The organism is Rhodococcus sp. GQ147 (assembly GCF_059759155.1).
The window spans coordinates 158,483-183,380 of record NZ_JCAXDU010000003.1 but is presented as its reverse complement, the minus strand read 5'-3'; the positions used below and the strand labels follow the sequence as shown (position 1 = coordinate 183,380).

Sequence of the window (24,898 nt, the reverse complement as noted above, 5' to 3'; positions counted from 1 at the left end):
TGTGAGAAGAGGTCTGTGGGTTACTTCTTGCCGACCTGCGAGTACCGGCTGATCAACTTGGCCGCGATGTTGAGGACCGCGATGACCAGGATCAGGGTGAGCGCGGCGCCCCAGATGCGCTGCGAACCGGCGTCGGTCGGGTTGTTCATCTCGGCGACCATGACGCCCGGGAGGGTGCCTTGCTCACCGCCGAACAGGTCGAGATTGATGAAGGGCGCGTAGCCGACGAGGATCAGCAGCGGCGCCGTCTCGCCCATGACGCGGGCCAGGGCGAGCATGATGCCGGTGATGATGCCGGCGAGCGAGGTGGGCAGCACGATGCGCGCGATGGTCTTCCACTTGGGGACACCGAGGGCGTAGGACGCTTCGCGCAAGTCCTGCGGGACGATGCGCAGCATCTCCTCGGTGCTGCGCACGACCACCGGCACCATGAGCAGAACGAGCGCGAGCGACACCGCGAAGCCCGACTTGGGCATCCCGAAGGTCGACACCCACAGTGCGTAGATGAACAGTGCCGCGACGATCGATGGGACACCGCTGAGGATGTCGACCATGAACGTCGTGATCCGGCCGAGCCGCGACCGGCCGGCGTACTCGACGAGGTAGATCGCAACGAAGACGCCGAGCGGGATGGAGATGATCGCGCAGACGAGTCCCTGCAGGAGGGTGCCGACGAGGGCGTGGTAGATGCCGCCGCCCATCGACGAGGACGTCAGTCCGCTCAGCGAGTGCGTGAACCAGGTCGGCGAGGTCAGGGCCGGCAGGCCCTTGGCGACTACGGTGAACAGCACCCAGGCCAGGGGAATCAGCGCGACGACGACCGACAGCGTGACGAGCACGGTGGCTGCGGTGTCCTTGATGCGGCGACGCCCGCTGACCCGCTGGAAGGCCGGGGGCTTGACCGGCGAGGAGAGCGCGGTGGTCGACGTGGTGGTGGTCGACATGGATCAGTCCTTCTTTCCTGCGACGATCATGCGCGCGGCGGCGTTGACCACGAAGGTGAGCACGAAGAGCACGAGACCGGCGGCGATGTAGGCGCCCGCCTGGATGTCGTTGTTGAATTCGGCGTATCCCAGCGCAATCTTGGACGCGATGGTCGCGCCGCCGTCGAACAGCGACCAGGAGAACGCCTGCGAGGTGGTGCGCAGGATGAGGTACAGCGCCATCGTCTCGCCGAGCGCGCGGCCGAGACCGAGCATCGAACCGCTGATGTAGCCGGACTTGCCGAACGGGATGACGGTGGTCCGCACGACCTCCCAGCGGGTCGCGCCGAGTGCGAGCGCGCCCTCGATGTGGGCCGTCGGGGTCTGCACGAACACCTCGCGGCTCACCGCGGCGATGGTCGGCAGGATCATCACGGCGAGGACGATGCCGGCGGTGAAGATCGTTCCGCCGCCCACGATGGACCCGCTGCCGGTGGCGAAGAGCGGGAACCAGGCGAGGGTGGTGTTGAGCCATTCCGCGACGGGGCGCAGGAACGGGGCGAGGACGAGCATGCCCCACAGGCCGTAGACGATCGACGGGACCGCGGCGAGCAGGTCGATGACATACGCCAGCGGTTTCCGGAGCCGGTCGGGGCAGTACGAGGTGAGGAAGATCGCGATGCCCAGCGCGACGGGCATGGCGAGGAACAGCGCGAAGAAGGAGACGAGCACCGTCACCTGGAACAGGTCGAGGACACCGAACGCCATGTCGGTGATGTCCTGCGTGATCCAGTCACGGCTGGTGAGGAAGTTGACCTGGTTGCGCTGCAGCGCCGGGACGGCACGCCAGACGAGGAAGACTGCGATCGCGCCGATGATCACGGAGATCAGGACGGCGGAGCCGGAGGCGAGCGAGCCGAAGATTCTGTCTCCCGGCCGCACGACTGTCTTGCGTGCCCTGTCCGGGGATGGGGGTGGGGTGCTGATCGTGTCCTCCGTGATGCCGGTTGCACCGCCCGTTCCTGAGCGGGTCGGTTCGTCGGTCGCGATAGAGACCGACGTGTTGTGCGCGTCACTCATGTGCGCTCGCAATCCTTCTCAGCGTATTCCTCAGGAACGGGCGGGTCGATGATCCCTCGGTTACTCACCGGACCGAGGGATCGGCGGGTCATCCGGCGGCGATGGCGTCGATCGACTCGGTGAGGCGGGTCTTGAAGGCGTCGGGCAGCGGGACGTAGCCCTGCTCGGACAGGCCTTCCTGGCCCTCGTTGGCGGCGGAGATCAGGAACGACTTGACGGCCGCGGCGGTGTCGGCATCGTAACCGGCCGAGCACACGATCTCGTAGGTGGCCAGCACCAGCGGGTAGGCACCCTCTTCGGAGCTGCCGAAGATCGACGACAGGTCGAGCGTGAGGTCGCCCTCGGAGGCCGGGACGAACTCGGCGCCCTCGATGGCCTTGCCGGCGGTCTCCTCGGTCAGTTCGACGGGTCCGGAGCCGTTGTCGATCTGCGCGATGCTCAAACCGTTCTGGTCGGCGAAGGACTTCTCGACGTAGGTGATGGAGTTCGGCGAGCCGGAGACGGCCTGCGCGACACCCGCAGAACCCTTCGCGCCCTCACCGACACCGCCGGTGAAGTCCGAACCGGCCCCGGAGGTCCATGCGCCGTTCGACGCGGTCTCGAGGTACTGCTGGAAGTTGTCGGTGGTGCCCGACGAGTCCGAGCGCACGATCGGGGTGATGTTCGCGTCGGGCAGCTCAGCGCCCTCGTTGAGAGCGGCGATGGCCGGATCGTTCCACGTGGTGATCGAGCCGTTGAAGATCTTCGCGGCCGTCTCGGCGTTCAGCACGAGCTCGTCGACACCCTCGACGTTGTAGGCCAGTGCGACCGGGCCGAAGACCAGCGGCAGGTTCCATGCGGGATTGCCGGCGCAACGCTCGGCGGCCTGTGCCGCCTGCTCGTCCTTGATGGCCGAGTCCGAGCCGGCGAAATCGATCTGGTTCGCGATGAACTGCGTGCGGCCGTCACCGGAACCGGTGGGGTTGTACGCGACGTTGACGTTCGTGCCCTTCTCGGAGCACACCGCGATGTAGGTGGAGACGAACTGGTCCATCGCGTTCTTCTGGGCCGACGAGCCGGCACCCGAGAGGTTGGACTTGCCGTCGCAGGCTGCAGCGGACGCGGACGCATCGACGTCGACCGACCCGGCATTGTTGTCGGTACCGCACGCGGCGAGCGTGAGGGCTCCAGCGGCCACAACACCGAGCAGGGCGCCATTGCGCTTGAGGTTCACCTGTTCTCCTCCGGAAGTAACTTCACACGACCGCGGCGCCGAGCGGCGGCGGCATCGAGGCGCGGGCGACGCCGGCGCCGGGTCTGCGGCACTCGACCCGCTAGTGAAGTTAGGAGGAGACGGTGGACACTCGGACTACCGAAGGTTAACGCCGGATGAACACGCCGGATACACCTGGCGATAGTGTTGCGACCATCACTCGAATCCTGACCGCGATCGGCGTGTCGGGTGGCAGAGTCCACCCTTCACGCCGTTCGTCCACCCGATCGGAGAGGGTCACGCCCGGGCGTAGGCGACGTCCACGTGGAACCGCTCGAAGCCGAGTTTGCCGTAGGTGTTCAACGCCGCGGTGTTGTCGCCCTCGACGTAGAGCAGGACACCGGGCAGACCCCGATCGCGCAGATAGTGCAGACCCGCGAGGGTGAGCAGGCGACCGAGCCCTCTGCCCTGCGCGGACGAGTCGATACCCACGACGTAGACCTCGCCGAGCTGCGGGTCGGACGCCGTGGCCGGGTGCACCTTGGTCCAGTGGAATCCGAGCAGCTTGTCGGGCTCGGCGGGATCGAACGCGAGGAACAGGCCTTCGGGATCGAACCACGACTCGCGTCGGCGTTCCTCCACGTCGGCGGCCGTCCAACGCCCCTGCTCGGGATGCCACTCGAAGGCCGCCGCGTTGACGCGGAGCAGTTCGGCGTCGTCCTGCGGGCCGCCGTAGGTGCGCAGCAGCACCGAGTCGGGCACCTCGAGGGCGGGAAGATCGTCCTGCTCGAGGGATCGACGCAACTGCAGGAGTTCGCGGACACCGGTCAGACCGAGACGGCGCGCCACCGCCTGCGCGGCGGGCAGGTCGCCGTGTGCCCACACGCGGGTGCCGTCGCCGCCCTCGGTGAGTGCACGGTCGACGAGTTCGCGGCCGAGTCCGTGCCCGCGCTGCGGCGGGTCGACGACCACCTCTGCCATCGCCGGATGACCGTCCTGGGCAGGAACGACGTTCGCGTAGCCCGCGACCTCACCGTCCTCTCCGAACGCGACGAGATGCCGGGCCGCGCCCTCCCGTCCGAGGGAGTGCACCGCCTGTTCGGAGATCGGCGCGGTGCCGTCGGTCTGCGTCGCCCGCGACACCACGGCGCGTACGGCTTCGGCGTGGTCGGTGGACGGGTGGTCGACGAATTCCGTATCGGTGCTCACGGAACGAATTGTGCCCCGGACTCCCCTGCGCCCGAGTCACCCGCGCCGGATTCCTCCGCACGGGGGTCGTCGAGAAGCGTGTCGTCCACATCGTCGTCGTCGACATCGGGAGTGGCATTGCCACCCTTGCCCACGCGGTTGGAGGGACGCACCGCCTTGTAGCCGACGTTGCGGACCGTTCCGATCAGCGCTTCGTGCTCGGGGCCGAGTTTCGCTCGCAGACGTCGGACGTGGACGTCGACGGTGCGGGTACCACCGAAGAAGTCGTAACCCCAGACCTCCTGCAGCAGCTGGGCGCGGGTGAACACCCGACCCGCGTGCTGGGCGAGGTACTTGAGGAGTTCGAACTCCTTGTAGGTGAGGTCGAGGGGACGTCCGCGCAGGCGGGCGGTGTAGGTGCCCTCGTCGATCGTGAGTTCCCCGAGAGTGATCTTGCCGGTGTTCTCCGGTCCCACCGCGACACCCGAGCGGCCCATGAGCAGGCGCAGGCGCGCGTCGAGCTCGGCCGGTCCGGTGCTGGACAGCAGGATGTCGTCGAGTCCCCATTCGGGGTTGACGGCCACGAGTCCGCCTTCGGTGAGCACGGCGACGACGGGCAATGCCGACCCGGTGCTGCCGAGCAGTCGGCACAGTCCTCGCGCGGCCGCGAGATCGGAGCGGGCATCGACGATGGCGATATCCGCCGAACCCGCCTCGAGCAGCGACGAAACTTCTGTAGGAGCCGGCCTGACCGAATGCGGGAGCAGCGCCAAGGACGGCAGGACCGCATCCGGATTCGGGTCGGAGGTCAGAAGGAGCAGCTCCACCGGGCCTCCAGTTCTTCGCGCGACCAGCGCGGATAGGGGTCGTAAACGTCGTGCAACAGACTAACGCCCCGATTGTTACCGCTATGTAAGCACGAGAATTCCGTGGACGGCCTCGGAGCGGACGGGCGCGGCCCGACCGACGGCGCGTCCGACACAATGGTGGGCGTGCGCAAACTGATCTTCGGTCTCGTAGTCCTGCTCGGACTCGCAGTCCTCGCCGACTTCGGCGCGGCGGCGTGGTCGGAATACCGCGTCTCGCGTGCGCTGCGGGAGGGGGGCGTTCTCGAATCCGATCCGGCGGTGACCATCCACGGCTTCCCCTTCCTCCTCCAGGCCCGCGACGGTCACTACGAGAACGTCGAGATCGTGGCCGACAACGTCCACACCGATCTGCTCGGGGACATCACGGTCGAGGCCAATCTGATCGGTGCGCACGCCGAGGCCGGTGAGCTGCTCGACGGGTCGATCCGGTCGGTGCCCGTCGACCTGCTGTACGGCCGCGTCATGCTCGACGCCACCGAGCTCGGACAGCTCTACGGCATCCCCGACCTGCAGGTTTCCGCTCCCCCGGCGAGCAAGTCCGACGGGACGGGCGGATCCGGCGGGTCCGGTCCGACGACCGCCGGCGGGGTCGTCCTCACGGGGACGGTGCCGGTCGGACCGGTGGATGCGACGGTGAGTGTCCAGGCCGATCTGGTGCTCGACGGCGACCGCGTCCACATCGTCGCGTCGGATCTCTACTTCGGCCCCGAGGGACGCGCCGACTTCTCGGTTCCCGACGTCCTGAAGCCGGCGGTGCTCGGACTGTTCACGACGACGATCGAGCCGCAGAATCTGCCGTTCGGCGTGCGGCCCACCTTCGTCGAGGCGCGGGGCTCCCGGATCGTCATCGAGGGCGAGGCCCGCGACGTCGTCATCGATCTGCAGGAAGTGCAGACGCCCGCATGATCGCAGTGATCGTCCTCGTGGCCGTGATAGTCGCCACACTGGCGGTGGGAACGGCCCTGCGCACCCGTTCCGGCAAGCTCCGCACCACCGGCGCCGGCGCCTCGGCGGGCACCCACGAACTCCATCCCGCGCTGGCCACAGCGGGTGTCGGTGACGGCGTACCGGTGATCCTGCATTTCTCCGCGCCGTGGTGCGGACCGTGCGCGGCCGTGCGACGGGTCGTCGTGCAGGTTCTCGACCGCGATCCCGGTCGGGCACGCGAGGTCGAGCTGGATCTCGACGAAAATCCGGTCCTGGCACGGAAACTCGGGGTGCTGTCGCTGCCCACTACCTTCGTCTTCGACGGCGAGGGGCGCGAACGGTTCCGCGCGTCCGGCGTTCCGTCCGTCGACGACCTGCGCACAGCCCTGTCGTCGTTGTGATCCCGGGGGTCCACCCCCGAGGGGACGTGCGTTAAACTCCCTCGCGTGCAGAACCGCCACGAGCTGATGCTCACCCGACGCCGCGCAGTCGATCTGTGCCGCCTCGGTGGCTGTTGTTGTCCCTGCTGAACGCATCGACGGGCTGGCCCCGATCCTTGCGGCACCGATGCCGCCGAACCGATGCGTCGCCCCGCGGTCGTATGAATACCCTCCGCCCAGCGAATCAGAATCCAGCAGGAGATTCCCCATGTCCGTATCCACTCCCCGCACGTCCGGTCGGCAGGTCGACGTCCGTGGCCCGCGTTTCGCGGCGTGGATCACCACCGGCGTCCTCGTCCTCGCCCTGGTCGTCGCCACCTTCTCTCCCGTCGCAGCGGCCGTGATCCTGGCCCTGCAGACGATCGTGTTCGCTCTCGGAGCGGCACTCGGCCCGCGACGCAGCCCGTACGGTGCGCTGTTCGCGAGGCTCGTCGCTCCCCGCCTCGGTGCTCCGATCGAGACCGAGCCGGTGGAGCCGCTGCGGTTCGCGCAGCTCGTCGGATTCGTCTTCGCCCTCGTCGGAACGGTCGCGTTCTTCGCCGACGCCATCGTCGTGGGCTCGGTGGCCGCAGGCTTCGCGCTGTTCGCGGCGCTGCTCAACGCCGCCTTCGGCGTGTGTCTCGGCTGCCGGATCCACCCGCTGGTCGCTCGAATGCGTCGCGTGCCCGCCTGACCGGCGGTCACCGAACTCGACATCCCACACCTCACCCTGGCACGGACCCTCGCACGGGTTCCGGTCACGGAAACCTCCCGGATTCCCTCACCGAAAGGAACACCCATGGCTCGCTCCGACGTCCTGGTCTCCGCCGACTGGGCAGAGCAGAACCTCACTGCGCCGAAGACCGTCTTCGTCGAGGTCGACGAGGACACCTCCGCCTACGACGGCGGCCACGTCGAAGGTGCCGTCAAGCTCGACTGGCGCAAGGACCTGCAGGACGCCGTCCGTCGCGACTTCCTGAACCGTGAGCAGTTCTCCGAGCTCCTCTCACGCAAGGGCATCGCCAACGACGACACGGTCGTGCTCTACGGCGGCAACAACAACTGGTTCGCCGCCTACGCCTATTGGTACTTCAAGCTCTACGGCCACCAGGACGTCAAGCTCATCGACGGCGGCCGCAAGAAGTGGGAGCTCGACGGCCGTCCGCTGTCGAAGGACGAGGTCACCCGCCCGGCCACCGAGTACAAGGCCGCCGAGCCCGACTACTCCATCCGCGCCTTCCGCGACGAGGTCATCGACTCGATCGGCACCAAGAACATCGTCGACGTGCGTTCGCCCGACGAGTTCTCCGGCAAGATCCTCGCCCCGGCGCACCTGCCGCAGGAGCAGGCGCAGCAGCGCGGCCACGTCCCCGGCGCCATCAACATCCCGTGGAGCACCACCGCCAACGAGGACGGCACCTTCAAGTCCGACGAGGACCTCGAGAAGCTGTACGCCGAGAAGGGCTTCGACGACAGCAAGGAGACCATCGCCTACTGCCGTATCGGTGAGCGCTCGAGCCACACCTGGTTCGTGCTCCAGGAGATCCTCGGCAAGAAGAACGTCAAGAACTACGACGGCAGCTGGGTCGAGTACGGCTCGCTCGTCGGTGCACCCATCGAACTGGAGGTCAACTGATCATGTGCGGCGCCCCTGTCCAAACCCAGACCCTGCCCGCCGGCGTGGACACCGAGAAGGAGACGGTCATCACCGGCCGTGTCCTGAACGCCGACGGCGAGCCCGTGGGCGGTGCGTTCGTGCGCCTGCTCGACGGCACCGACGAGTTCACCGCCGAGGTCGTCGCCTCGGCGACCGGCGACTTCCGTTTTTTCGCCGCCCCCGGCGACTGGAAGATCCGCGCCCTGTCGAGCTCCGGCAACGGCACCTCCACCGTGAGCCCCACCGCTCCCGGCGTGCACAACGTGGACGTGACGGTCGCCAAGTAATCCGGCCGGAACACCCCGCCGAAGGGCTCTGCTCCACCAGGAGCGGAGCCCTTCGTCGTACCGGAAAAGGGGTTGTCTAGAATGACCGCGTGGTCATCTTCTTCGAAATCCTGCTGGTCGCCGCGGCGCTCCTCATCACCTGGTTCGCGCTGTACACCATCTACCGCGTGGTCTCCGACGGATCGTGACGAACGACGGATCGGACGCCCAGCGGCGTAGCGGCGACGAGGCGATCGCCCGGGCCGCCGAGCGCGCTCGCGCCACCGCCGAGCTGAACCTTCCCGTCCTGGCCGGGCTGCCGGGCGCCGAGGACACCGCGAACCTGCGGCTCGGCCCCGACCTGAGCCCTGCCCTGCTCGCCGTCCTTCCCTTGGTCGGTGTGTGGCGCGGCGAGGGTGAGGCCAACGATCCCGAGACCGGCGACTATCCGTTCGGTCAGCAGATCACCGTCGCGCACAACGGCGGCGCGTATCTGGTGTGGGAGTCGCGCACGTGGCGTCTCGACGACTCGGGTGAATACGTGGGCGAGGATCGGCGCGAGAGCGGCTTCTGGCGCGTGTCCGGAACGGGCGCGCCCGACAGCGACGATCCCGAGACGCTCGAACTGCTGCTGACGCACAGCTCCGGCGTCGTCGAGCTGTACTACGGCACCGCACTCACCCAGTCCTCGTGGGAGCTCGCGACCGACGTCGTGATCCGCACCAAGTCCGGTGAGGTCGTCGGTGGCGCCAAGCGCCTCTACGGCATCGTCGACGGCGGCGACCTCGCCTACGTCGAGGAGCGCGTCACCGCCGACGGCGAACTGAAGCCCCGGATGTCCGCCCGCCTGTCACGCCACATCGGCTGACCAGGCCTCTTTCTTCCGAGACTCGAACGGTCCGGGTCTGTTCCCCTGTGAGGGAACAGACCCGGACCGTTTTTCTCAGTTCTCCTCGACGACCGTCGTGCCGGTGGCACTCTTCTTGTCGGCATGTTCACCGTCGCCTCGTACACGGAGTGCATCGGGTTCGCCGGCATGGACCCGGTGGATTCCGGCGTCCTCGGCATCCTCGGCTGCGTTCTCGCCGTCCTCGCACTCGTCCGGGATGGCCCGCGTGTGGATGACGACCTCGGGTGCGGGTAGTTCCTGAGCAGCCTCGAGTTCCTCGGCCGACCGCACCTCGGGCCACTGACGGGTGATCGGCTCCGGCCGCTCGCCCAGGTCCTCGCGGATACCGCGCACCAGGCTGTACATCATGATGAAGCCCATCACGAAGAACGGCAGACCCACCACGGTGATGACCTGTTGCAGGGCGTCGAGCCCGTCCTTACCGGTCGCGACGAGCATGGTCGCTGCGACCAGGCCCATGAGCACCGCCCAGAACAAGCGCTGATGGATGGGCGCCTTCCCCTCGTGACCGGCCGCCATCATGTCGAGCACCATCGCGGTCGAGTCCACCGAGGTGACGAAGAAGATCACCACCAGGATGATCGCGATGCCGGACACCAGGCCGGTGAGGGGGAAGTTGCCGAGGAATTCGAACAACGCACCCGGGATGTCCCCGTCGCCCACGACCCGCTCGACGAGACCACCGTTGCCCTCGAGTTCGATGTGGAACGAGCCCATCCCGAAGATGCTGAACCAGATCACCGAGAACAGCACGGGCAGACCGAGGACACCGCCGACGAACTCGCGGATGGTGCGGCCTCGCGAGATGCGCGCGATGAAGATGCCGACGAAGGGCGACCACGTGATGGTCCACGCCCAGTAGAAGACCGTCCAGGTGTTCTGCCAGCCGGAGTCGGCGAAGGTGTCGTTCCAGAACGCCAGGCGCGGCAGGGCCTCGGCGTAGATACCGGCCGACTCGATCATGCCCTTGAGCAGGAACAGACTCGGTCCGGTGACGAGCACGAAGACCAGCAACATCACGGCCATGCCGATGTTGATGTTCGACAGGCGCTTGATGCCCTTGTCGAGACCGAGAGCGACCGAGATGCCGGCCATCACCGTCACGATCGCGATGAGGGCGATCTGGACGATCCCGGATTCCTGGATGTCGAACAGCTGCGCGAGACCGGCGTTGATCTGCAGGGTGCCCAGGCCGACCGAGGTCGCGACACCGAAGATGGTGCCGATGATCGCGACGACGTCGATGGTCTTGCCGATCGGGCCGTAGATGCGACCTCCGAGCAGGGGCGCGAAGATCGAGCTGACGCGCGGCGGCAGGTGCCGCTTGTAGATGAAGTAACCGAAGCCCAGGCCGGGCAGGGCGAAGATCGTCCAGGTGTGCAGTCCGAAGTGGTAGAGCGCGAAGCCCATGGCCTCTTCCGCGGCCTCCACGGACTGCGGCTCGACATCTTGCATGGGCGGGTTCGCGAAGTGGGAGATCGGCTCGGCGACGCCCCAGAACATGAGGATCGTGCCGATACCGGCGGCGAACAACATGGCGAACCACGCCAGGGTCGAGTGCTCGGGCCGTTCGTCGTCGCCGCCGAGCCGGACCCGGCCGTAATGGGTGAAGGCGATTCCGACGAGGAAGAGCAGGAAGGTCGTGACGCCCAGGATGTAGAACCATCCGAGGTTCGTCATGATCCAGTTGGACGCGGTACTGAAGATGGAATCGACGCCGTCGGTGAACGCGATCGTCACGACGACGAAGAGCAGCGCGATGAGCGCAGAAGAGAAGAAAACCCCCGGTGACGTGCGCAATCTTAACGAATCGTGAGCTTTTTGAAGTATCGGCACCAAACCGGTGTACCCAGAACGGACGAACTTGTACACCCGAAACGCCGATTTTGCACGAATGCGAACAGCCCCCGAGCCGCACCGCCGCACGGATCGCTCCGTGGACCGGCGGTCCCGATCGGACGGACCGGGAGCTCGGGGGCCGGGTGACTACTTGGGATTCGCCAGCCGCGCGCGGTCGGTGAATTCCGTCGTCTCGAGCAGCTAGCGGGTAGCCACCTCACGCGTCCGAATATCAATCACTTCCAGACCACCTCCTTCCTCGTGTACCAGCGAAACTACGCTTCGTTCACGAGGCGGGCAACGCATTTTTCTCGACGCGAACGACCAGGTCGGCGGCGGTATCCGCGGGCAGGCGGTGGGTGACCACCACGACGGTGCGCTCGGGGCCGACCAAGCGTGCGTCGCGGTCCAGGAGGAGTCGCTGCATCAGGTCGGCGCTCTCGTCGTCGAGATGTTCCGTGGGTTCGTCGAGCAGCAGGATCCGTGCGGGCGACAGCAGAGCCCGGGCCAGCAGGAGGCGACGGCGCTGCCCACCGGAGACCGTGCGGGCTCCGGCCCCCAGGACGGTGTGGACTCCCTGCGGGAGTCCGTCCACCCACTCCCCCAGCCCCACGGCGCCGAGGGCGGCCAGTGCCTCGTCCTCGTCCACGTCGCCCCGCGCGACACGCAGGTTCTCGAGGATCGACGTGTCGAACAGGTGGGCGTCCTCCGCGAAGAAGCCGATCTTGCGGCGCAGGGCCGCGGGATCGATGTCCGCGAGGTCGACACCGTCGAGCGTCACTGCGCCTCCGCGTGGGGCGAGCAGACCCGCGAGCGTCATGAGCACGGTGGTCTTGCCGCTGCCGCTGCCGCCCACGATCGCGACGCGACAGCCCGGCCTCAGGTCGAGGTCGACCGGTTCCGTGGACGGTCCGCCGGGCCATCCGCCTCGCAGACCCACCGCACGTAGCCGGCCGGGTCCGTCGGCCGGTTCGATGCCGTGCGGCACCGTCCTGTCGGCGCGGTCGAGCATCTCCGTGATGCGACCGGCCGCCAGGCGTGCGCGGTTGAGGGTCTGCGCGGCTGCCGGGAGGACGGCGGTGGCCTCGAACGCCGACAGCGGCAGCAGGACGAGGATGCCGAGTGTCGTCGGGCTCATGGCCGCCGGACCGGAGCCGAAGACGGCGATACCGACGAGGAGCGCACCGAGCACACTCGCGCCGACCGCGAGGGGTGCGGCCGCGTCGGCGAACGCCGCGGGGACCGCGGAACGGTCGGTGGCACGGACGGAGGCGATGTTCGCGGCGCGGGCCCGCCGGGCGAGCGGGTCGAGCCGTCCCGCGACCCGCAGTTCCGCCGCGTGGTCCAGCACCGTGACCGCGTCCTCGGTGAAGCGGGTCCGTGCGGCGTTCGCATCGGCGTCCGCACGGGCCGCGGCGCGGGCGGACAGCCACGGTGCGAACAGTCCGGCAACGAGCAGCGCCGCGGCGAGGACCGCGCCGGCAGCGGGAGCGATGACGGTGAGGGTCACGACCGCCGCGAGGGAGAGCACGGCCGCGACGGCGATGGGCACGAGTGCGCGCACCACGACGTCGCCGAGAGCGTCGACGTCGGCACCGGTGCGCGCGAGCAGGTCGCCGCGTCCCACGCCCAGGGCGGCGGCCGGGTCGCCGTCCGCGAGTCGCCGGTAGAGATTCGCGCGGGCCGAGGTGGTGCCGCGCAGCGCGGTCTCGTGCGTTGCGAGTCGTTCGAAGTAGCGGAACAACCCGCGGGAGATTCCCAGCGCCCGCACCGCGACGACCGCGACGGTCAGGTCCAGGACGGGCGGCATCTCCCATGCCCGCACGATCAGCCACGCCGAGAGACCGGCGAGCAGCAGGGCACTGCCGAGGGTCGCGACACCGGCGAGGACGGCGAGCAGCACTCGGCGCGGCTCGAGTTCGAGCAGGGCCATCGCCCGGCGCAGATCCTTCACCGGGACACCTCCGTCGGTGCTGCGTGGACGGTGACGACCTCGTCCGCGATGGCGAGCAGGGTGGGGCGATGCGCCACGACCACCACGGTGCGGCCGGCCGCGGCGAGCCCGCGCAGCGTGGACAGGACGGTGGCCTCGGTGTCCTCGTCGAGGTGGGCCGTGGGTTCGTCGAGCAGCAGGACCGGGCGCGGGGAGGCGAGGGTGCGGGTGAGCGCCAGTCGCTGACGTTGGCCGAGCGACAGGCCCGTGCCGCCGGCCCCCACGACGGTCCGCCAGCCGTCCGGGAGTTCGGCGAGCACGCTGTCGAAGCCGGTGGCGGCGCAGACGTCGTCGAGTTCGGTGGCCTCCGGGTCGACACCGGTGAGTCGCAGATTGTCGGCGAGCGTGCCGGGCAGCAGCACCGGCCGCTGCGGAAGCCACGCCATCTGCGACCACCAGTTCTCGTCGCCCGCGACGGGACGTCCGTCGACGGTGACGGTCCCCTCGCTCGGCTCGGCGAGCCCGAGCAGCGCCAGCAGGGCGGTGGACTTGCCGGCCCCGTTGGCGCCGGTGAACGCGGTGATCCGGCCGGGACGGCAGATCGCGTCGAGCCGGTGCGGGGCGCAACCGTCGCGGCCGGGCACGGAGACGCCGTCGAAGACGATCTCGCAGTTCGCGACCCGGTCGGTGCCGATCGTGTCCGTGGAGGTGCGACGCGAGGAGGCGCGGCGAGAGGAGGCGCCGTCCGGCACCGAGTCGAGCACGGCGAATGCCTTGTCGGCCGCCGCCATCCCGTCCTCGGCGGCGTGGAACTTGCTGCCGACGGTGCGCAGCGGGAGGTAGGCCTCCGGCGCGAGGATCAACGCGATGATGCCGGCTTCGAGGGGCATGGATCCGTAGACGAGGCGCATACCGATGCTCACGGCGACGAGGGCGACGGACAGCGTCGCGAGGAATTCGAGGACCGTGCCGGACAGGAAGGCCACGCGCAGGGCCGACATCGTAGTCGCGCGATGCTCGTCGCCGAGTTCGCGCACGCGATCGGCGGGCCCCTTCTCACGACCGAGGGCGCGCAGTGTGGGAAGACCCGCCAGGAGGTCGAGCAGTTGTGACGACAGTGTCGTCATCGCGCGCAGGGTGCGGTCGGCCTTGCCTTTGGTGAGCAGGCCGATGAGGATCATGAAGATCGGGATGAGCGGCAGCGTGATCACGACGATGACCGCCGAGGTGAGGTCGTGCAGGGCGATCACGACGATCGTCACCGGGGTGAGGATCACGGCCAGCAGCAGCGCCGGCAGATAGCCGGTGAGATATTCCTTCAGCCCGTCGAGTCCGCGGGTGAGAACCACCGCGATCTCGTCGCGTCGCGGGTCGAGTTCGCGCGGGGGCAGATTCGCCGCGGAATCGAGGACCTCGTGTTCGAGTTCGGCGACCACGCGGGTCGCGGACCGGTGCGCGTACCGCGACTGCAGCCACGTCACCGCGACCCGCACGACGATCGCCACCGCGAGGATCGCCAGTTCGGTCGTCCAGTCGCCGACGGACCGGGCGTCGGTGGTGATGACGCCCGCGAGGACCCGTCCGATCATGAGTGCGGTGACGACGACCATCACGACATCGACCACCGAGGTGACCACGGTCAGGACGAGATATCCGCGGGCTGCGGCCGAGTAGCGCCACAACCGCGGGTCCACCGGCCCCCGCCGACGCGCGGGCGCGTCGGCGGGGGCTGCGGACTGCGTCATGCTCACTTCGAGCCGATCTTCAGACCGATCGAGTGCGGGATGTGGTCGGTCGACAGACGCTGACGGAACACCCAGTACGTCCAGCCCTGGTAGGCGAGGACGACCGGGGTCATGAACGCTGCGGCCCACGTCATGACCTTCAGTGTGTACGGGCTCGACGACGCGTTCTCGATCGTCAGCGACCAGGACGGGTCGAGGGTCGACGGCATGACGTTCGGGAACAGCGACGCGAACAGCAACACCGAGGTCGCGGCGATCGCGACGGTGGTGAACACGAACGCCCAGCCCTCACGCGCGACGATGGTCAGCGCGACCACCGCGAGCAGGGAGATCGCCGCCACGGCGACGAGCGCGATCGTCCAGCCCTTGCCGTAGGCGAGTTGGGTCCACACCACGAACGCACCGGCCACGAGGACGGCGGGCACGGCCAGCTTCCGCGACATCGCCACGGCATCCGTCCGGACCTGTCCCTCGGTCTTGAGCGCGATGAACACCGCGCCGTGCAGCGCGAAGACCAGCGCCGTCGTCGCACCGCCGAGCAGGGCGTACGGGTTCAGCAGGTCGAAGAATCCGCCGACGTACTGCTTGTCGGCGTCGATCGCCACGCCGCGCACGATGTTCGCGAACGCCACACCCCACAGTACGGCGGGCACCCACGAGCCGAAGATGATCCCCCAGTCGCAGCGGCGACGCCAGGTCGGATCGTCGACCTTGCCGCGCCACTCGATGGCGCACACCCGCACGATCAGGGCGAGCAGGATCAGCAGCAGCGGGAGATAGAAGCCCGAGAAGAGGGTCGCGTACCACTCGGGGAACGCCGCGAACAGCGCACCACCCGCGGTGATGAGCCAGACCTCGTTGCCGTCCCAGACCGGACCGATCGTGTTGAGCAGCACCCGGCGCCGGGTGTCCGCCTCGACGGTCCTACCGCGGCCGAGCACCGGGAAGTGCATGCCCACACCGAAGTCGAACCCCTCGAGGACGAAGTAGCCGGTGAACAATACTGCGATGAGAATGAACCAGATTTCCTGAAGTCCCATGTCCGCCCACTCCTAGTACGCGAAGGACAGCTGTTTCGGCTGCGTGTCGTCGGTGTCGTCGTCGGAGCCCGGCGGTTGCGCGTCGTGCTCCTGCGGGCCTTCCATCGCGTACTTGCGGATGAGCCAGAACCACACCACGCCGAGCGCTGCGTAGACGAGGGTGAAGGCGATCAGCGAGGTGAGCACCGTTCCTGCCGCATGATCGGAGACACCCTGGTCGACGGTGAGCCGGATCATGTCCACGCCCGTGGGATTCGGATGCACCACCCAGGGCTGCCGGCCCATCTCGGTGAAGATCCAGCCCGCACTGTTGGCGAGGAAGGGCGTGGGGATCGCGACGAGCGACAGCGTCGAGAACCACCTCTGGTCGGGCACCCGGCCGCCGCGGGTGACCCACAGCCCGGCCAGGGCCAGGGCCGCGGAACCGGCGGCGAGGCCGATCATCGCGCGGAACGACCAGTAGGTGACGAACAGGTTGGGCTTGTAGTTGCCGGGGCCGAATTGCTGTTCGTACTGCGCCTGCAGGTCCTCGACGCCCTGGAGGGTCACGCCGCTGAACTCGCCCTGCGCGAGGAAGGACAGCACGTAGGGCACGTCGAGGACGTGGATCACGCCGTCGCAGTCGTTGTGCGTGCCGATCGTGAGGATCGAGAAGTTGGGGTCGGTCTCGGTGTGGCACAGCGACTCGGCCGAGGCCATCTTCATCGGTTGCTGCTCGAACATGAGCTTGGCCTGGACGTCGCCGGTGACGAACAACCCGATGCCCGAGATGATCATGACCATCAGGCCGAGGCGGGTCGCGGGGCGGAACAGTCCGCGGGCGTCGTTCTCGAGGCGCTGGGCCTCCTCGGGTTCCGAGGTGCGGATCTCGGCGGCGCGTCGCATGTTGCGGACCATCCACCAGCCACCGATGCCGGCGACGAAGGTTGCGGCGGTGAGGAATCCGCCGGCGACCGCGTGGGGGAAGGCTGCGAGCGCGGTGTTGTTGGTGAGCAGTTCCCAGATGCTCGTCAGCTCGGCGCGGCCGGTCTCGGGGTTGTAGGTGGCCCCGACGGGATGCTGCATGAACGAGTTCGCCGCGATGATGAAGAAGGCGGAGGCGTTCACGCCGATCGCGACGAGCCAGATGGTCGCGAGGTGCACGAGTTTCGGCAGGCGCGTCCAGCCGAAGATCCACAGGCCGAGGAAGGTCGACTCCATGAAGAAGGCGACGAGACCTTCGAGGGCGAGGGGTGCGCCGAAGACGTCGCCGACGAAGCGGGAGTACTCGCTCCAGTTCATGCCGAATTGGAATTCCTGCACGATGCCGGTCGCGACACCGAGCGCGAAGTTGATCAGGAACATCTTCCCGAAGAACTTCGTGAGGCGGTACCAGTGATCCTTGCCGGTGACCACCCACATCGTCTGCATGATCGCGACGAGCGGCGCGAGGCCGATCGTCAACGGCACGAGGATGAAGTGATACACCGTCGTGATCCCGAACTGCCACCGGGACAGATCCAAGACGTCCATTGCCACTCCGAGTGAGGCCCGGTCGATACGGAGATCCGGAGCGGGGCCGACGCTGCGGTTCTCGTTCGCGAAGACACGCCGGTAGTACTGCTCCGGCCTTGCTACTACCGAATGTAGTAGCGATTGCGCGAAGTGGGACAGGTTCGTGTCGCCCGACACATCGGACTCACGTCACATCGGATACGGATCACCCGCGGGGGCACACCCGCCGCCACTCAGGAAGCTGCATCGACCGATTCGCTCACGAAGCGGCGTCGACCGCCTCGTCGACGAGGCCTTCGATCTCGCCCTCCTGGACCCGCGAGACCAGCGCGTGCCCGTTGAGGGTGTGCACCCGCACCGCGAGCGCCACGCTGGAGATCAGCCAGAGACCGTCGGCGACGACGAGATCCGCCGGGCGCAGCGGCTCGTACCGGACCGTGAAGTCCCGCTCCCCCGCCAGGTCGAACAGTGCCTGCTGCGTGGTGCCGGGGAGGATCCCCTGCTCCGGCGGCGGAGTGAGCAATGTCCGGCCACGCGCGACGAGCACCGTCGACCGCGGACCCTCGAGCACGTAGCCCTCGGCACTGACGAAGATCACGTCGTCGGCGCCGACCGACTCGGCGTGACGCAGTGCCGCCATGTTCGTCGCGTACGACAGCGTCTTGGCACCGAGGAGCTGCCACGGCGCCTTCTGCGCCAGATCGGTCGAAAAACCCCGTTCGAGGGTCACCACGGACACGCCGTCGCGCCGTGCGATGCCTACACGCTCGGCCACCGGCGTCACGAGCAGGAAGGCCGTCGGCGTGTCGGCGCCCTCACGACCACGCGTGTAGACCAGGCGCAGCACGCCCTCCTGCTCGGCGCCCCACTGTTCGAGTGCCACGTCGACGGCGAGCCGCCAGTCGTCGCGATCGGGTTCGGGCAACTGTGCGGCGGCCGCGGACGCCGCGAGCCGGGCGAGATGCAGTTCGAGCGCACGCGCCCGGCCGCCTCGCACGAGCAACGTCTCGAACACCCCGTCGCCACGAAGAACACCGAAATCGTCGGCGTGCAGAAGGGGTGCGTCCGCATCCCTCACCTCGCCGTCCAGCGTCACCAGCACCCGCTCAGCCATGGCGCTCAGCCTAGCCACTGGCAGACCTGTCGGCCGGTTCCCCATAGACTGGTGTCGTGACCGAGTCTCCGATCGTGTCCGAAAGCGCCCTTCTCGCACTTCCCGGCGCAGTCGCCTCGCCTTCCGGCGGGCCCGATGCCGGACTTCCCTGGCATTACGGCGACCCGCTCGGCGAGCAACGTGCCGCCGCCACGTCCGCCGCCGTGGTCGACCGTTCCACCCGCTTCGTCCTCGCTGTTCCGGGCGACGAACGCCTGAGCTGGCTGCACACCATTTCCAGCCAGCACATCGCGTCGCTCCCGAACGGCACCTCCGCCGAGAACCTGAGCCTCGACGCGAACGGCCGCGTCGAACACCACTTCGTGCAGACCGACCTCGACGGCGTGACGTGGATCGACACCGAAGCCGACCGCGGACCCGACCTGCTGGCCTTCCTGAAGAAGATGGTGTTCTGGGCGAAGGCAGAACCCCGCGACGGCAACGAACTCGCGGTCCTGAGCCTCCTCGGGCCGGACGCCGGCAGCCCCGCCGTGCTCGCCGTGCTCGGGATCGACGCGCTGCCGGCCGAACCCTATGCCGCCGTCGCCCTGCCCGCCGGTGGCTTCGTCCGCCGCATGCCGTGGCCCACCGAGCACTCCTTCGACCTCCTGGTGCCACGCGAGTCGCTCACCGCGATCTTCACCGCCCTGCGGGACGCCGGCGCGCGTCCGGCCGGCAGCTGGGCGTTCGAGGCCCTGCGCGTCGAAGCGGTCCGTCCCCGGATCGGTGTCGACACCGACGAGCGCACCATCCCCCACGAGGCCCGCTGGGTCGGCGGACCCGAGCAGTACGGCGCCGTCCACCTCGACAAGGGCTGCTACCGCGGTCAGGAGACCGTCGCGCGGGTCCACAACCTCGGCAAGCCCCCGCGACATCTCGTCCTTCTCCATCTCGACGGCTCGGCCGACGGACGACCCGAGACGGGCGACGACATCACCGCCGGAGGTCGCGCGGTCGGACGCATCGGCACGATCGTCGACCATCACGAACTCGGGCCGATCGCGCTTGCGCTCGTCAAGCGCACCATCACGCCCGACACGGCCCTCGTCGCAGGACCGTGCGCGGCGTCCATCGACCCCGACTCCATCCCTCCCGACGACGGCATCCAGGCAGGAAGGGCGGCGGTCGACCGATTGCGCGGCCGGTGACCGCCGAGACGGCCGGCACGCGGCCGGCGACCTCGGGGACCGTCGCAGCGGTCTGCGTCGTGCACACGCTGCACGAGACCGGACTGCGGCGTAATCCCGTCACCGCGATCGACAAGCGTCCCGTCGACGGGCCGGTGCACGTCGGCGAGCTCGGCTTGACCGGCGACCGCCAGTGCGACACCGCCAACCACGGCGGCGTCCACAAGGCCGTCTACGCCTTCTCTCAGGACGAGTCGCGCCGCTGGGGCACCGAACTCGACCGGGAACTGCCCATCGGCTGGTTCGGCGAGAATCTGCACGTCGCCGGGTTCTCCCCCACCGACGCCGTCATCGGCGAGCGGTGGCGCGTCGGCGACGGCGGTCTGCTCCTCGAGGTGACCGGCCCCCGTACCCCTTGCCGCACCTTCGCGATCCGTTCGGAGGAGGGCGACTGGGCCACCCGGTTCGTCGCTCGCGGCGATTGCGGCGCGTACCTGAAGGTGATCTCCGAGGGACCGGTGGCCGCGGGCGACCGCATCGTCGTCGAGCACGTCCCCTCCCACGCGGCCACGGTGCGCGATCTGTTCACCGGGCAGGGCCACGAGCGGGTCGCCGCGATGCTCGAGCAGCAGGCCGACATCGCTCCCAGCGTCGCCGACAAGGCCCGCCGCCTCGCCGGACGACCACAGGAGGGGCGGGCACGGAAGGGAGAGAGTCGTTGAGCGTCGAACTGGTCGAGGTGGTGCGCTCGGGCTTCCGGGAGTGCATCCACCGCGGCTCGCTGATCGTTCTGGACCCGGACGGCGAGGTCCTCGTCTCGCTGGGCGAGGTGCACACGCCGATCTATCCGCGGTCGTCGAACAAGCCGATGCAGGCGGTCGCGCTGCTGCGCGCCGGCTTCGTCCCCCGCGACTCCGCCGAACTCGCGATCGCCACGGCGTCGCACGAAGGTGAGGCCGACCACGTGGAGGCCGTCGAGCGGATCCTGTCCGGTGCCGGTTTCACCGAGAAGGACCTGCGCTGCCCGACGGATCTGCCCGGCAACGAACTCACCCGCGCCGAGGTGCTCGCCGCCGGACGCACGCCGCGGTCGATCTACATGAACTGCTCGGGCAAGCACGCGGCGATGCTCGCGGCGTGCGCGGCGAACGGCTGGGACACCGACGGCTACACCGACGCCGGCCACCCGCTGCAGCAGCTGGTGACCGAGACGATCCTCGAACTGACCGGCGACATCGAGGACACCGATCTCGGAATCGACGGCTGTGGTCTGCCGATCGTGCCCGTCCCCCTGTTCAATCTCGCCCGCGCCTACTCGCGGCTCGCGACGGCGGAGGTCGGCACGCCCGAGCGCGCCGTCGCCGACGCGGTGCGCGAGCATCCGTTCCTGATCTCCGGCACCGGCAAGGACGATCTGAAGCTCATGCGCGCGGTGGGCGGTCTGCTGTGCAAGGCGGGCGCCGACGGGATCCACGCCGGCGCGCTGCCGGACGGCACATCTTTCGCCTTCAAGATCGACGACGGGCACGAGCGGGCACGCCTCCCGCTCACCGCGGCCCTGCTCCACCGCCTCGGAGCGGGTGCCGCCGCGAACGCCGCGACCTTCGATTCCGAACGGCTGGCGGTGCTCTCGTCGGCACCGGTCTTCGGTGGTGGCGTGCGAGTCGGCACCGTCCGGGCCGTCCCGGGGGTGTTCTGAAGGGCATCTCTATCACATTTCAACAGCATTCATGCAGGTCGGGTCGTTATGAGGCGTAACGGACACCGGCCCAGCCGGGTGTGTGGAGGCGCAACCGAAGTTTCCACGCTAAAGTGGGCGTCAGGAAAATACTCAACACACCGGGGCCGCCACTTTTCCCCAGGCCGCCCCGTCAAAGCGCGAGGGGGTTGGCCATGGGCCGCGGCCGGGCTAAGGCAAAGCAGACCAAGGTTGCACGGCAACTCAAGTACAGCTCGCCGTCCACCGACTTCGAGAGCCTCCAGCGAGAGCTGTCTGGCGGAGCAACCAACTCGCAGCGGGACGAAGTCTTCGCCGAGCAACGTTCCGGTTGGGACGACGACTACGACGACGACTGGCGTCGCTGACCTGATATCACTCTCCGACGGAGGGGGAGGCCGACTTTCGGCTCCCCCTCCGTCGGTGGTGTGGTCGGCGTTCGACGCGAGGCCGGACGGCGCTCGTCACCGTCCGCAGCCTTCGAGCCTGTGACTTCCGAGTTCACAACACGGCAGTAGCCGAGAGGCCGGTTCCCCCATTCATTCTGGGGGAACCGGCCTTTCGTCGTGTTCGCGTCGGGCGACGCGCGCCCGTCAGAAGCGCGGGTGGTCTCCGAGCAGCACCGCGCGCTCGTCGGCGCCGTCCTGCGCCTTGCGGACCGTGCCGAGCGTCCAGCAGTCGATGTGCCGGGCGGTGAGCACCGCCAGAGCCCGGTCGACGTCCTCGGGGGCCACGATGGCCACCATGCCGACGCCCATGTTGAAGGTCTTTTCCATCTCGACCCGCTCGACCCGTCCGCGCTGCGCGATGAGGCCGAAAACCGGAGCCGGGCTCCAGGTGGTGCGGTCGAGCTCTGCGACGAGCCCCTTGGGCATCACGCGCGCGAGGTTCGCGGCGAGACCACCACCGGTGACGTGGCAGAAGGTACGCACCTCGGTCTCGGCGGCGAGCGCGAGGCAGTCCTTGGCGTAGATACGGGTGGGCTCGAGCAGCTCCTCGCCGAGGGTGCGACCGAACTCGTCGACGTGCGCCGTCAGGCTCATCTTGCCGATGTCGAGCAGCACCTTGCGGGCGAGCGAGTAGCCGTTCGAGTGCAGACCCGAGGCGCCCATCGCGATGACGACGTCGCCGGGGCGCACGCGGTCGGGTCCGAGCAGCTTCTGGGCCTCGACGACACCCACGCCGGTCGCGGACAGGTCGTAGTCGTCGGCCGCCATGACGCCCGGGTGCTCGGCGGTCTCGCCACCGAGCAGCGCGCAACCGGCCTGGACGCAGCCCTCGGCGATGCCGGCGACGATCTCCGCGACCCGCTCGGGCACCACGCGACCGACGGCGATGTAGTCCTGCAGGAAGAGCGGCTCGGCGCCGCAGACCACAAGGTCGTCGACGACCATGGCGACGAGGTCGAGACCGACCGTGTCGTGCTTGTCGAGTGCCTGCGCCACCGCGAGCTTGGTGCCGACACCGTCGGTGGACGCCGCGAGCAGCGGCTCCTCGTATCCGTCCTTGAGCGCGAACAGACCGGCGAACCCACCCAGGCCGCCCATGACCTCCGGGCGGGTGGCCCTCTTCGCGTGCGGGGCGAACAGTTCGACGGCTCGGTCACCGGCCTCGATGTCCACGCCCGCCGCGGCGTAGGAAGCTCCGGGGGTTGCGTCCTCGGTCATGAGTTGTCGGCTCCAGCCTCGAGTTGTGTCTTGTCGTGAAATATCTGGCTACATGCGGGCAGGCACACCTGCGTCCGGGCATGCGAAACGCACGCCGAACCGTGCCGACCGCGGCACTTACGGTACCCGACCAGCTTCTACGGCCGACTGAGAACGTCCGCGTTGTCGTTGTCCAACACGGTCGGGGTGGCCGAATCGGTGTCGACGACGCCGGCGAGGACGTCCTTGCCCGCCTGATGTTCGCTGGGGAGTGCGATCGGGTAGTGGCCGTCGAAACATGCAGCGCACAAACGGGATGCGGGCTGCTCGGTGGCGCCGATCATGCCGTCGATCGAGATGTAGCCGAGCGAGTCGGCACCGATCGACCTGCGCACCATCTCGACCATCTCGTCGTAGTCGTGCCCCTCCTCGACGGTGTCGCGGGTACCTGCACCGTTGGCGATCAGCTCGGCCGGCGACGCGAAGTCGATGCCGTAGAAGCAGGGCCACTTGACCGGCGGCGAGGCGATGCGCACGTGGATCTCGAGAGCACCGGCCTCGCGCAGCATGCGGATCAGGGCGCGCTGGGTGTTGCCACGCACGATCGAGTCGTCGACGACGACGAGGCGCTTACCGCGGATCACCTCGCGCAGCGGGTTGAGCTTGAGCCTGATACCGAGCTGGCGGATGGTCTGGCTGGGCTGGATGAAGGTGCGGCCGACGTAGGCGTTCTTCATCAGGCCCTGGCCGTACGGGATCCCCGAGCCCTGCGCGTAACCGACGGCGGCCGGGGTGCCCGACTCGGGTACCGGGATGACCAGATCGCCGTCGATCGGGTGTTCCTTCGCGAGCCGGCGGCCGATCTCCACGCGGGTCGCGTGGACGGAGCGACCGGCGATGGTCGAGTCGGGGCGCGCGAGGTAGACGTACTCGAAGACGCAGCCCTTGGGTTCGGGGTTCGCGAAGCGCGACGAGCGCACACCGTCCGCGTCGATCGCGAGCAGTTCGCCGGGCTCGATGTCGCGAACGAAGGAGGCACCGACGATATCGAGGGCGGCGGTCTCGCTGGCGACGACCCAGCCGCGGTCGAGGCGTCCGAGGCACAGCGGGCGGATACCCCAGGGGTCGCGGGCCGCGTAGAGGGTGTGCTCGTCCATGAAGGTCAGGCAGAACGCGCCGCGCAGCTGCGGGAGCAGCTTCATCGCGGCCTCTTCGATCGTGCTGTCCTTCGCGCCGTGAGCGAGCAACGCACCGACGGTGTCGGAGTCGGAGTTCGCCGCACCGGGCCGTGTGGGATCGAGCACGCCGAGACGACGTCCGCGTTCGGCGAGTTCGGCGGTGTTGACGAGGTTGCCGTTGTGGCCGAGCGCGACGCCCGAGCCGGCGGCGGTGGTGCGGAAGATCGGCTGCGCGTTCTCCCAGGTCGTCGACCCGGTTGTGGAATAACGGCAGTGGCCGATGGCGATGTGGCCGGTCATCGCGGCGAGCGTCTGCTCGTCGAAGACCTGGCTGACGAGACCGAGATCCTTGAACACGAGCACCTGCGAACCGTCGGCCACGGCGATGCCCGCAGCTTCCTGCCCTCGGTGCTGCAGCGCATAGAGACCGTAGTAAGTGAGCTTCGACACGTCCTCGCCGGGAGCCCACACTCCGAACACTCCGCACTCTTCGCGGGGTTCGTTCTCGGGTTCGGTGGAGGCGAGAAGATTACGTGTGTGGACCGACAGATCGGCACTGGTCACGGACGTGCTCCCTGAGGCTGGACAAGCGGGG

The 24,898-nt window shown here is 68.5% G+C and carries 25 protein-coding genes; 12 read left to right on the top strand and 13 right to left on the bottom strand.

Annotation, left to right across the window (positions count from 1 at the left end; translation table 11 throughout):
* Nucleotides 1–20 precede the first annotated feature (20 nt).
* The 5 genes from pstA to AC6CID_RS05265 all read right to left on the bottom strand — a co-directional run bounded on the left by pstA (nt 21) and on the right by AC6CID_RS05265 (nt 5,210).
* Complete coding sequence (pstA, locus tag AC6CID_RS05285; protein WP_006551792.1) at nt 21–944, bottom strand: phosphate ABC transporter permease PstA; 924 nt, start codon at nt 942–944, stop codon at nt 21–23.
* Between the two features lie 3 nt (nt 945–947).
* Nucleotides 948–2,003 (bottom strand): phosphate ABC transporter permease subunit PstC, encoded by a 1,056-nt coding sequence (gene pstC, locus AC6CID_RS05280; RefSeq protein ID WP_006551793.1) that lies wholly within the window; start codon nt 2,001–2,003, stop codon nt 948–950.
* A gap of 88 nt (nt 2,004–2,091) precedes the next feature.
* Nucleotides 2,092–3,216: a phosphate ABC transporter substrate-binding protein PstS gene (pstS, locus tag AC6CID_RS05275; protein ID WP_006551794.1), complete on the bottom strand. Its 1,125-nt coding sequence runs from the start codon at nt 3,214–3,216 to the stop codon at nt 2,092–2,094.
* 276 nt (nt 3,217–3,492) lie between these two features.
* Nucleotides 3,493–4,404 (bottom strand): mycothiol synthase, encoded by a 912-nt coding sequence (gene mshD, locus AC6CID_RS05270; protein ID WP_019290021.1) that lies wholly within the window; start codon nt 4,402–4,404, stop codon nt 3,493–3,495.
* Complete coding sequence (locus AC6CID_RS05265) at nt 4,401–5,210, bottom strand: winged helix-turn-helix transcriptional regulator (protein WP_024103019.1); 810 nt, start codon at nt 5,208–5,210, stop codon at nt 4,401–4,403. The genes mshD and AC6CID_RS05265 overlap by 4 nt, the downstream gene beginning before the upstream one ends.
* A gap of 165 nt (nt 5,211–5,375) precedes the next feature.
* On the opposite strand from AC6CID_RS05265, the gene AC6CID_RS05260 reads away from it, so the two are divergent.
* The 7 genes from AC6CID_RS05260 (at nt 5,376) to AC6CID_RS05230 (ending at nt 9,389) form a co-directional block, all read left to right on the top strand.
* Nucleotides 5,376–6,158, top strand: a complete 783-nt coding sequence (locus AC6CID_RS05260) for an LmeA family phospholipid-binding protein (protein ID WP_081364962.1) — start codon at nt 5,376–5,378, stop codon at nt 6,156–6,158.
* Entirely contained in the window at nt 6,155–6,580 is a 426-nt protein-coding gene (locus tag AC6CID_RS05255) for a thioredoxin family protein (protein ID WP_220666539.1), read from the top strand. Before AC6CID_RS05260 ends, AC6CID_RS05255 begins: the two co-directional genes overlap by 4 nt.
* A gap of 45 nt (nt 6,581–6,625) precedes the next feature.
* Nucleotides 6,626–6,709, top strand: a complete 84-nt coding sequence (locus tag AC6CID_RS05250) for a putative leader peptide (protein WP_363887211.1) — start codon at nt 6,626–6,628, stop codon at nt 6,707–6,709.
* Nucleotides 6,710–6,827: 118 nt separating this feature from the next.
* On the top strand, nt 6,828–7,292 hold the full coding sequence (locus tag AC6CID_RS05245) for a DUF4395 domain-containing protein (protein ID WP_220666538.1): 465 nt from the start codon (nt 6,828–6,830) through the stop codon (nt 7,290–7,292).
* Nucleotides 7,293–7,397: 105 nt separating this feature from the next.
* On the top strand, nt 7,398–8,234 hold the full coding sequence (locus AC6CID_RS05240; RefSeq protein WP_006551800.1) for a sulfurtransferase: 837 nt from the start codon (nt 7,398–7,400) through the stop codon (nt 8,232–8,234).
* A 2-nt stretch (nt 8,235–8,236) separates the two neighbouring features.
* A complete protein-coding gene (locus AC6CID_RS05235; RefSeq protein WP_006551801.1) occupies nt 8,237–8,542 on the top strand; it encodes a DUF1416 domain-containing protein in 306 nt (101 codons plus the stop codon).
* 184 nt (nt 8,543–8,726) lie between these two features.
* Entirely contained in the window at nt 8,727–9,389 is a 663-nt protein-coding gene (locus tag AC6CID_RS05230) for a heme-binding beta-barrel domain-containing protein (protein WP_006551803.1), read from the top strand.
* A 75-nt stretch (nt 9,390–9,464) separates the two neighbouring features.
* Here the strand turns inward: AC6CID_RS05230 and AC6CID_RS05225 are convergent, their stop codons facing one another.
* The gene (locus tag AC6CID_RS05225) at nt 9,465–11,171 is read right to left on the bottom strand and encodes a BCCT family transporter (protein WP_228045097.1); all 1,707 of its coding nucleotides are present in this window, start codon (nt 11,169–11,171) and stop codon (nt 9,465–9,467) included.
* On the opposite strand from AC6CID_RS05225, the gene AC6CID_RS05220 reads away from it, so the two are divergent.
* Nucleotides 11,110–11,247 carry a hypothetical protein gene (locus AC6CID_RS05220; protein ID WP_228045205.1) on the top strand — a complete coding sequence of 46 codons (138 nt, stop codon included), beginning with the start codon at nt 11,110–11,112 and terminating at the stop codon, nt 11,245–11,247. The two genes, AC6CID_RS05225 and AC6CID_RS05220, sit on opposite strands and share 62 nt — an antisense overlap.
* A 309-nt stretch (nt 11,248–11,556) precedes the next feature.
* Here AC6CID_RS05220 and cydC read toward each other — a convergent pair whose 3' ends face one another.
* From cydC to AC6CID_RS05195, 5 genes are all read right to left on the bottom strand, one after another.
* On the bottom strand, nt 11,557–13,203 hold the full coding sequence (gene cydC / locus AC6CID_RS05215) for a thiol reductant ABC exporter subunit CydC (RefSeq protein ID WP_498353694.1): 1,647 nt from the start codon (nt 13,201–13,203) through the stop codon (nt 11,557–11,559).
* Between the two features lie 17 nt (nt 13,204–13,220).
* Complete coding sequence (gene cydD, locus AC6CID_RS05210; RefSeq protein ID WP_498353656.1) at nt 13,221–14,948, bottom strand: thiol reductant ABC exporter subunit CydD; 1,728 nt, start codon at nt 14,946–14,948, stop codon at nt 13,221–13,223.
* 2 nt (nt 14,949–14,950) lie between these two features.
* A complete protein-coding gene (gene cydB / locus AC6CID_RS05205; protein WP_006551807.1) occupies nt 14,951–15,988 on the bottom strand; it encodes a cytochrome d ubiquinol oxidase subunit II in 1,038 nt (345 codons plus the stop codon).
* Between the two features lie 12 nt (nt 15,989–16,000).
* On the bottom strand, nt 16,001–17,500 hold the full coding sequence (locus AC6CID_RS05200) for a cytochrome ubiquinol oxidase subunit I (RefSeq protein ID WP_006551808.1): 1,500 nt from the start codon (nt 17,498–17,500) through the stop codon (nt 16,001–16,003).
* Nucleotides 17,501–17,741: 241 nt separating this feature from the next.
* Nucleotides 17,742–18,596 carry an aminodeoxychorismate lyase gene (locus AC6CID_RS05195; RefSeq protein WP_024103013.1) on the bottom strand — a complete coding sequence of 285 codons (855 nt, stop codon included), beginning with the start codon at nt 18,594–18,596 and terminating at the stop codon, nt 17,742–17,744.
* 56 nt (nt 18,597–18,652) lie between these two features.
* Between AC6CID_RS05195 and ygfZ the strand changes: the two genes are divergently transcribed.
* From ygfZ to AC6CID_RS05175, 4 genes are all read left to right on the top strand, one after another.
* Complete coding sequence (gene ygfZ, locus AC6CID_RS05190; protein ID WP_006551810.1) at nt 18,653–19,783, top strand: CAF17-like 4Fe-4S cluster assembly/insertion protein YgfZ; 1,131 nt, start codon at nt 18,653–18,655, stop codon at nt 19,781–19,783.
* Nucleotides 19,780–20,484, top strand: coding sequence for an MOSC domain-containing protein (locus AC6CID_RS05185; protein WP_024103012.1), 705 nt, complete (start codon nt 19,780–19,782; stop codon nt 20,482–20,484). The genes ygfZ and AC6CID_RS05185 overlap by 4 nt, the downstream gene beginning before the upstream one ends.
* Entirely contained in the window at nt 20,481–21,461 is a 981-nt protein-coding gene (locus tag AC6CID_RS05180; protein WP_006551812.1) for an asparaginase, read from the top strand. The genes AC6CID_RS05185 and AC6CID_RS05180 overlap by 4 nt, the downstream gene beginning before the upstream one ends.
* Nucleotides 21,462–21,655: 194 nt before the next feature.
* Nucleotides 21,656–21,847 carry a DUF3073 domain-containing protein gene (locus AC6CID_RS05175; RefSeq protein ID WP_006551813.1) on the top strand — a complete coding sequence of 64 codons (192 nt, stop codon included), beginning with the start codon at nt 21,656–21,658 and terminating at the stop codon, nt 21,845–21,847.
* A gap of 225 nt (nt 21,848–22,072) precedes the next feature.
* Here the strand turns inward: AC6CID_RS05175 and purM are convergent, their stop codons facing one another.
* The gene (gene purM / locus AC6CID_RS05170; protein WP_498353655.1) at nt 22,073–23,146 is read right to left on the bottom strand and encodes a phosphoribosylformylglycinamidine cyclo-ligase; all 1,074 of its coding nucleotides are present in this window, start codon (nt 23,144–23,146) and stop codon (nt 22,073–22,075) included.
* 137 nt (nt 23,147–23,283) lie between these two features.
* A complete protein-coding gene (gene purF, locus AC6CID_RS05165; protein WP_006551815.1) occupies nt 23,284–24,867 on the bottom strand; it encodes an amidophosphoribosyltransferase in 1,584 nt (527 codons plus the stop codon).
* Nucleotides 24,868–24,898: the final 31 nt, after the last annotated feature.

Excerpts from the sequence above, each read along its gene's own strand:
- AC6CID_RS05245 (WP_220666538.1), top strand. The coding sequence starts at position 6,828 with ATGTCCGTATCCACTCCCCGCACGTCCGGTCGGCAGGTCGACGTCCGT.
- pstC (WP_006551793.1), bottom strand. The coding sequence starts at position 2,003 with ATGAGTGACGCGCACAACACGTCGGTCTCTATCGCGACCGACGAACCG.
- AC6CID_RS05195 (WP_024103013.1), bottom strand. The coding sequence starts at position 18,596 with ATGGCTGAGCGGGTGCTGGTGACGCTGGACGGCGAGGTGAGGGATGCG.
- AC6CID_RS05235 (WP_006551801.1), top strand. The coding sequence starts at position 8,237 with ATGTGCGGCGCCCCTGTCCAAACCCAGACCCTGCCCGCCGGCGTGGAC.
- AC6CID_RS05240 (WP_006551800.1), top strand. The coding sequence starts at position 7,398 with ATGGCTCGCTCCGACGTCCTGGTCTCCGCCGACTGGGCAGAGCAGAAC.
- pstA (WP_006551792.1), bottom strand. The coding sequence starts at position 944 with ATGTCGACCACCACCACGTCGACCACCGCGCTCTCCTCGCCGGTCAAG.
- AC6CID_RS05255 (WP_220666539.1), top strand. The coding sequence starts at position 6,155 with ATGATCGCAGTGATCGTCCTCGTGGCCGTGATAGTCGCCACACTGGCG.
- AC6CID_RS05175 (WP_006551813.1), top strand. The coding sequence starts at position 21,656 with ATGGGCCGCGGCCGGGCTAAGGCAAAGCAGACCAAGGTTGCACGGCAA.
- cydB (WP_006551807.1), bottom strand. The coding sequence starts at position 15,988 with ATGGGACTTCAGGAAATCTGGTTCATTCTCATCGCAGTATTGTTCACC.
- cydC (WP_498353694.1), bottom strand. The coding sequence starts at position 13,203 with ATGGCCCTGCTCGAACTCGAGCCGCGCCGAGTGCTGCTCGCCGTCCTC.
- AC6CID_RS05220 (WP_228045205.1), top strand. The coding sequence starts at position 11,110 with ATGATCCAGTTGGACGCGGTACTGAAGATGGAATCGACGCCGTCGGTG.
- purM (WP_498353655.1), bottom strand. The coding sequence starts at position 23,146 with ATGACCGAGGACGCAACCCCCGGAGCTTCCTACGCCGCGGCGGGCGTG.
- AC6CID_RS05200 (WP_006551808.1), bottom strand. The coding sequence starts at position 17,500 with ATGGACGTCTTGGATCTGTCCCGGTGGCAGTTCGGGATCACGACGGTG.
- cydD (WP_498353656.1), bottom strand. The coding sequence starts at position 14,948 with ATGACGCAGTCCGCAGCCCCCGCCGACGCGCCCGCGCGTCGGCGGGGG.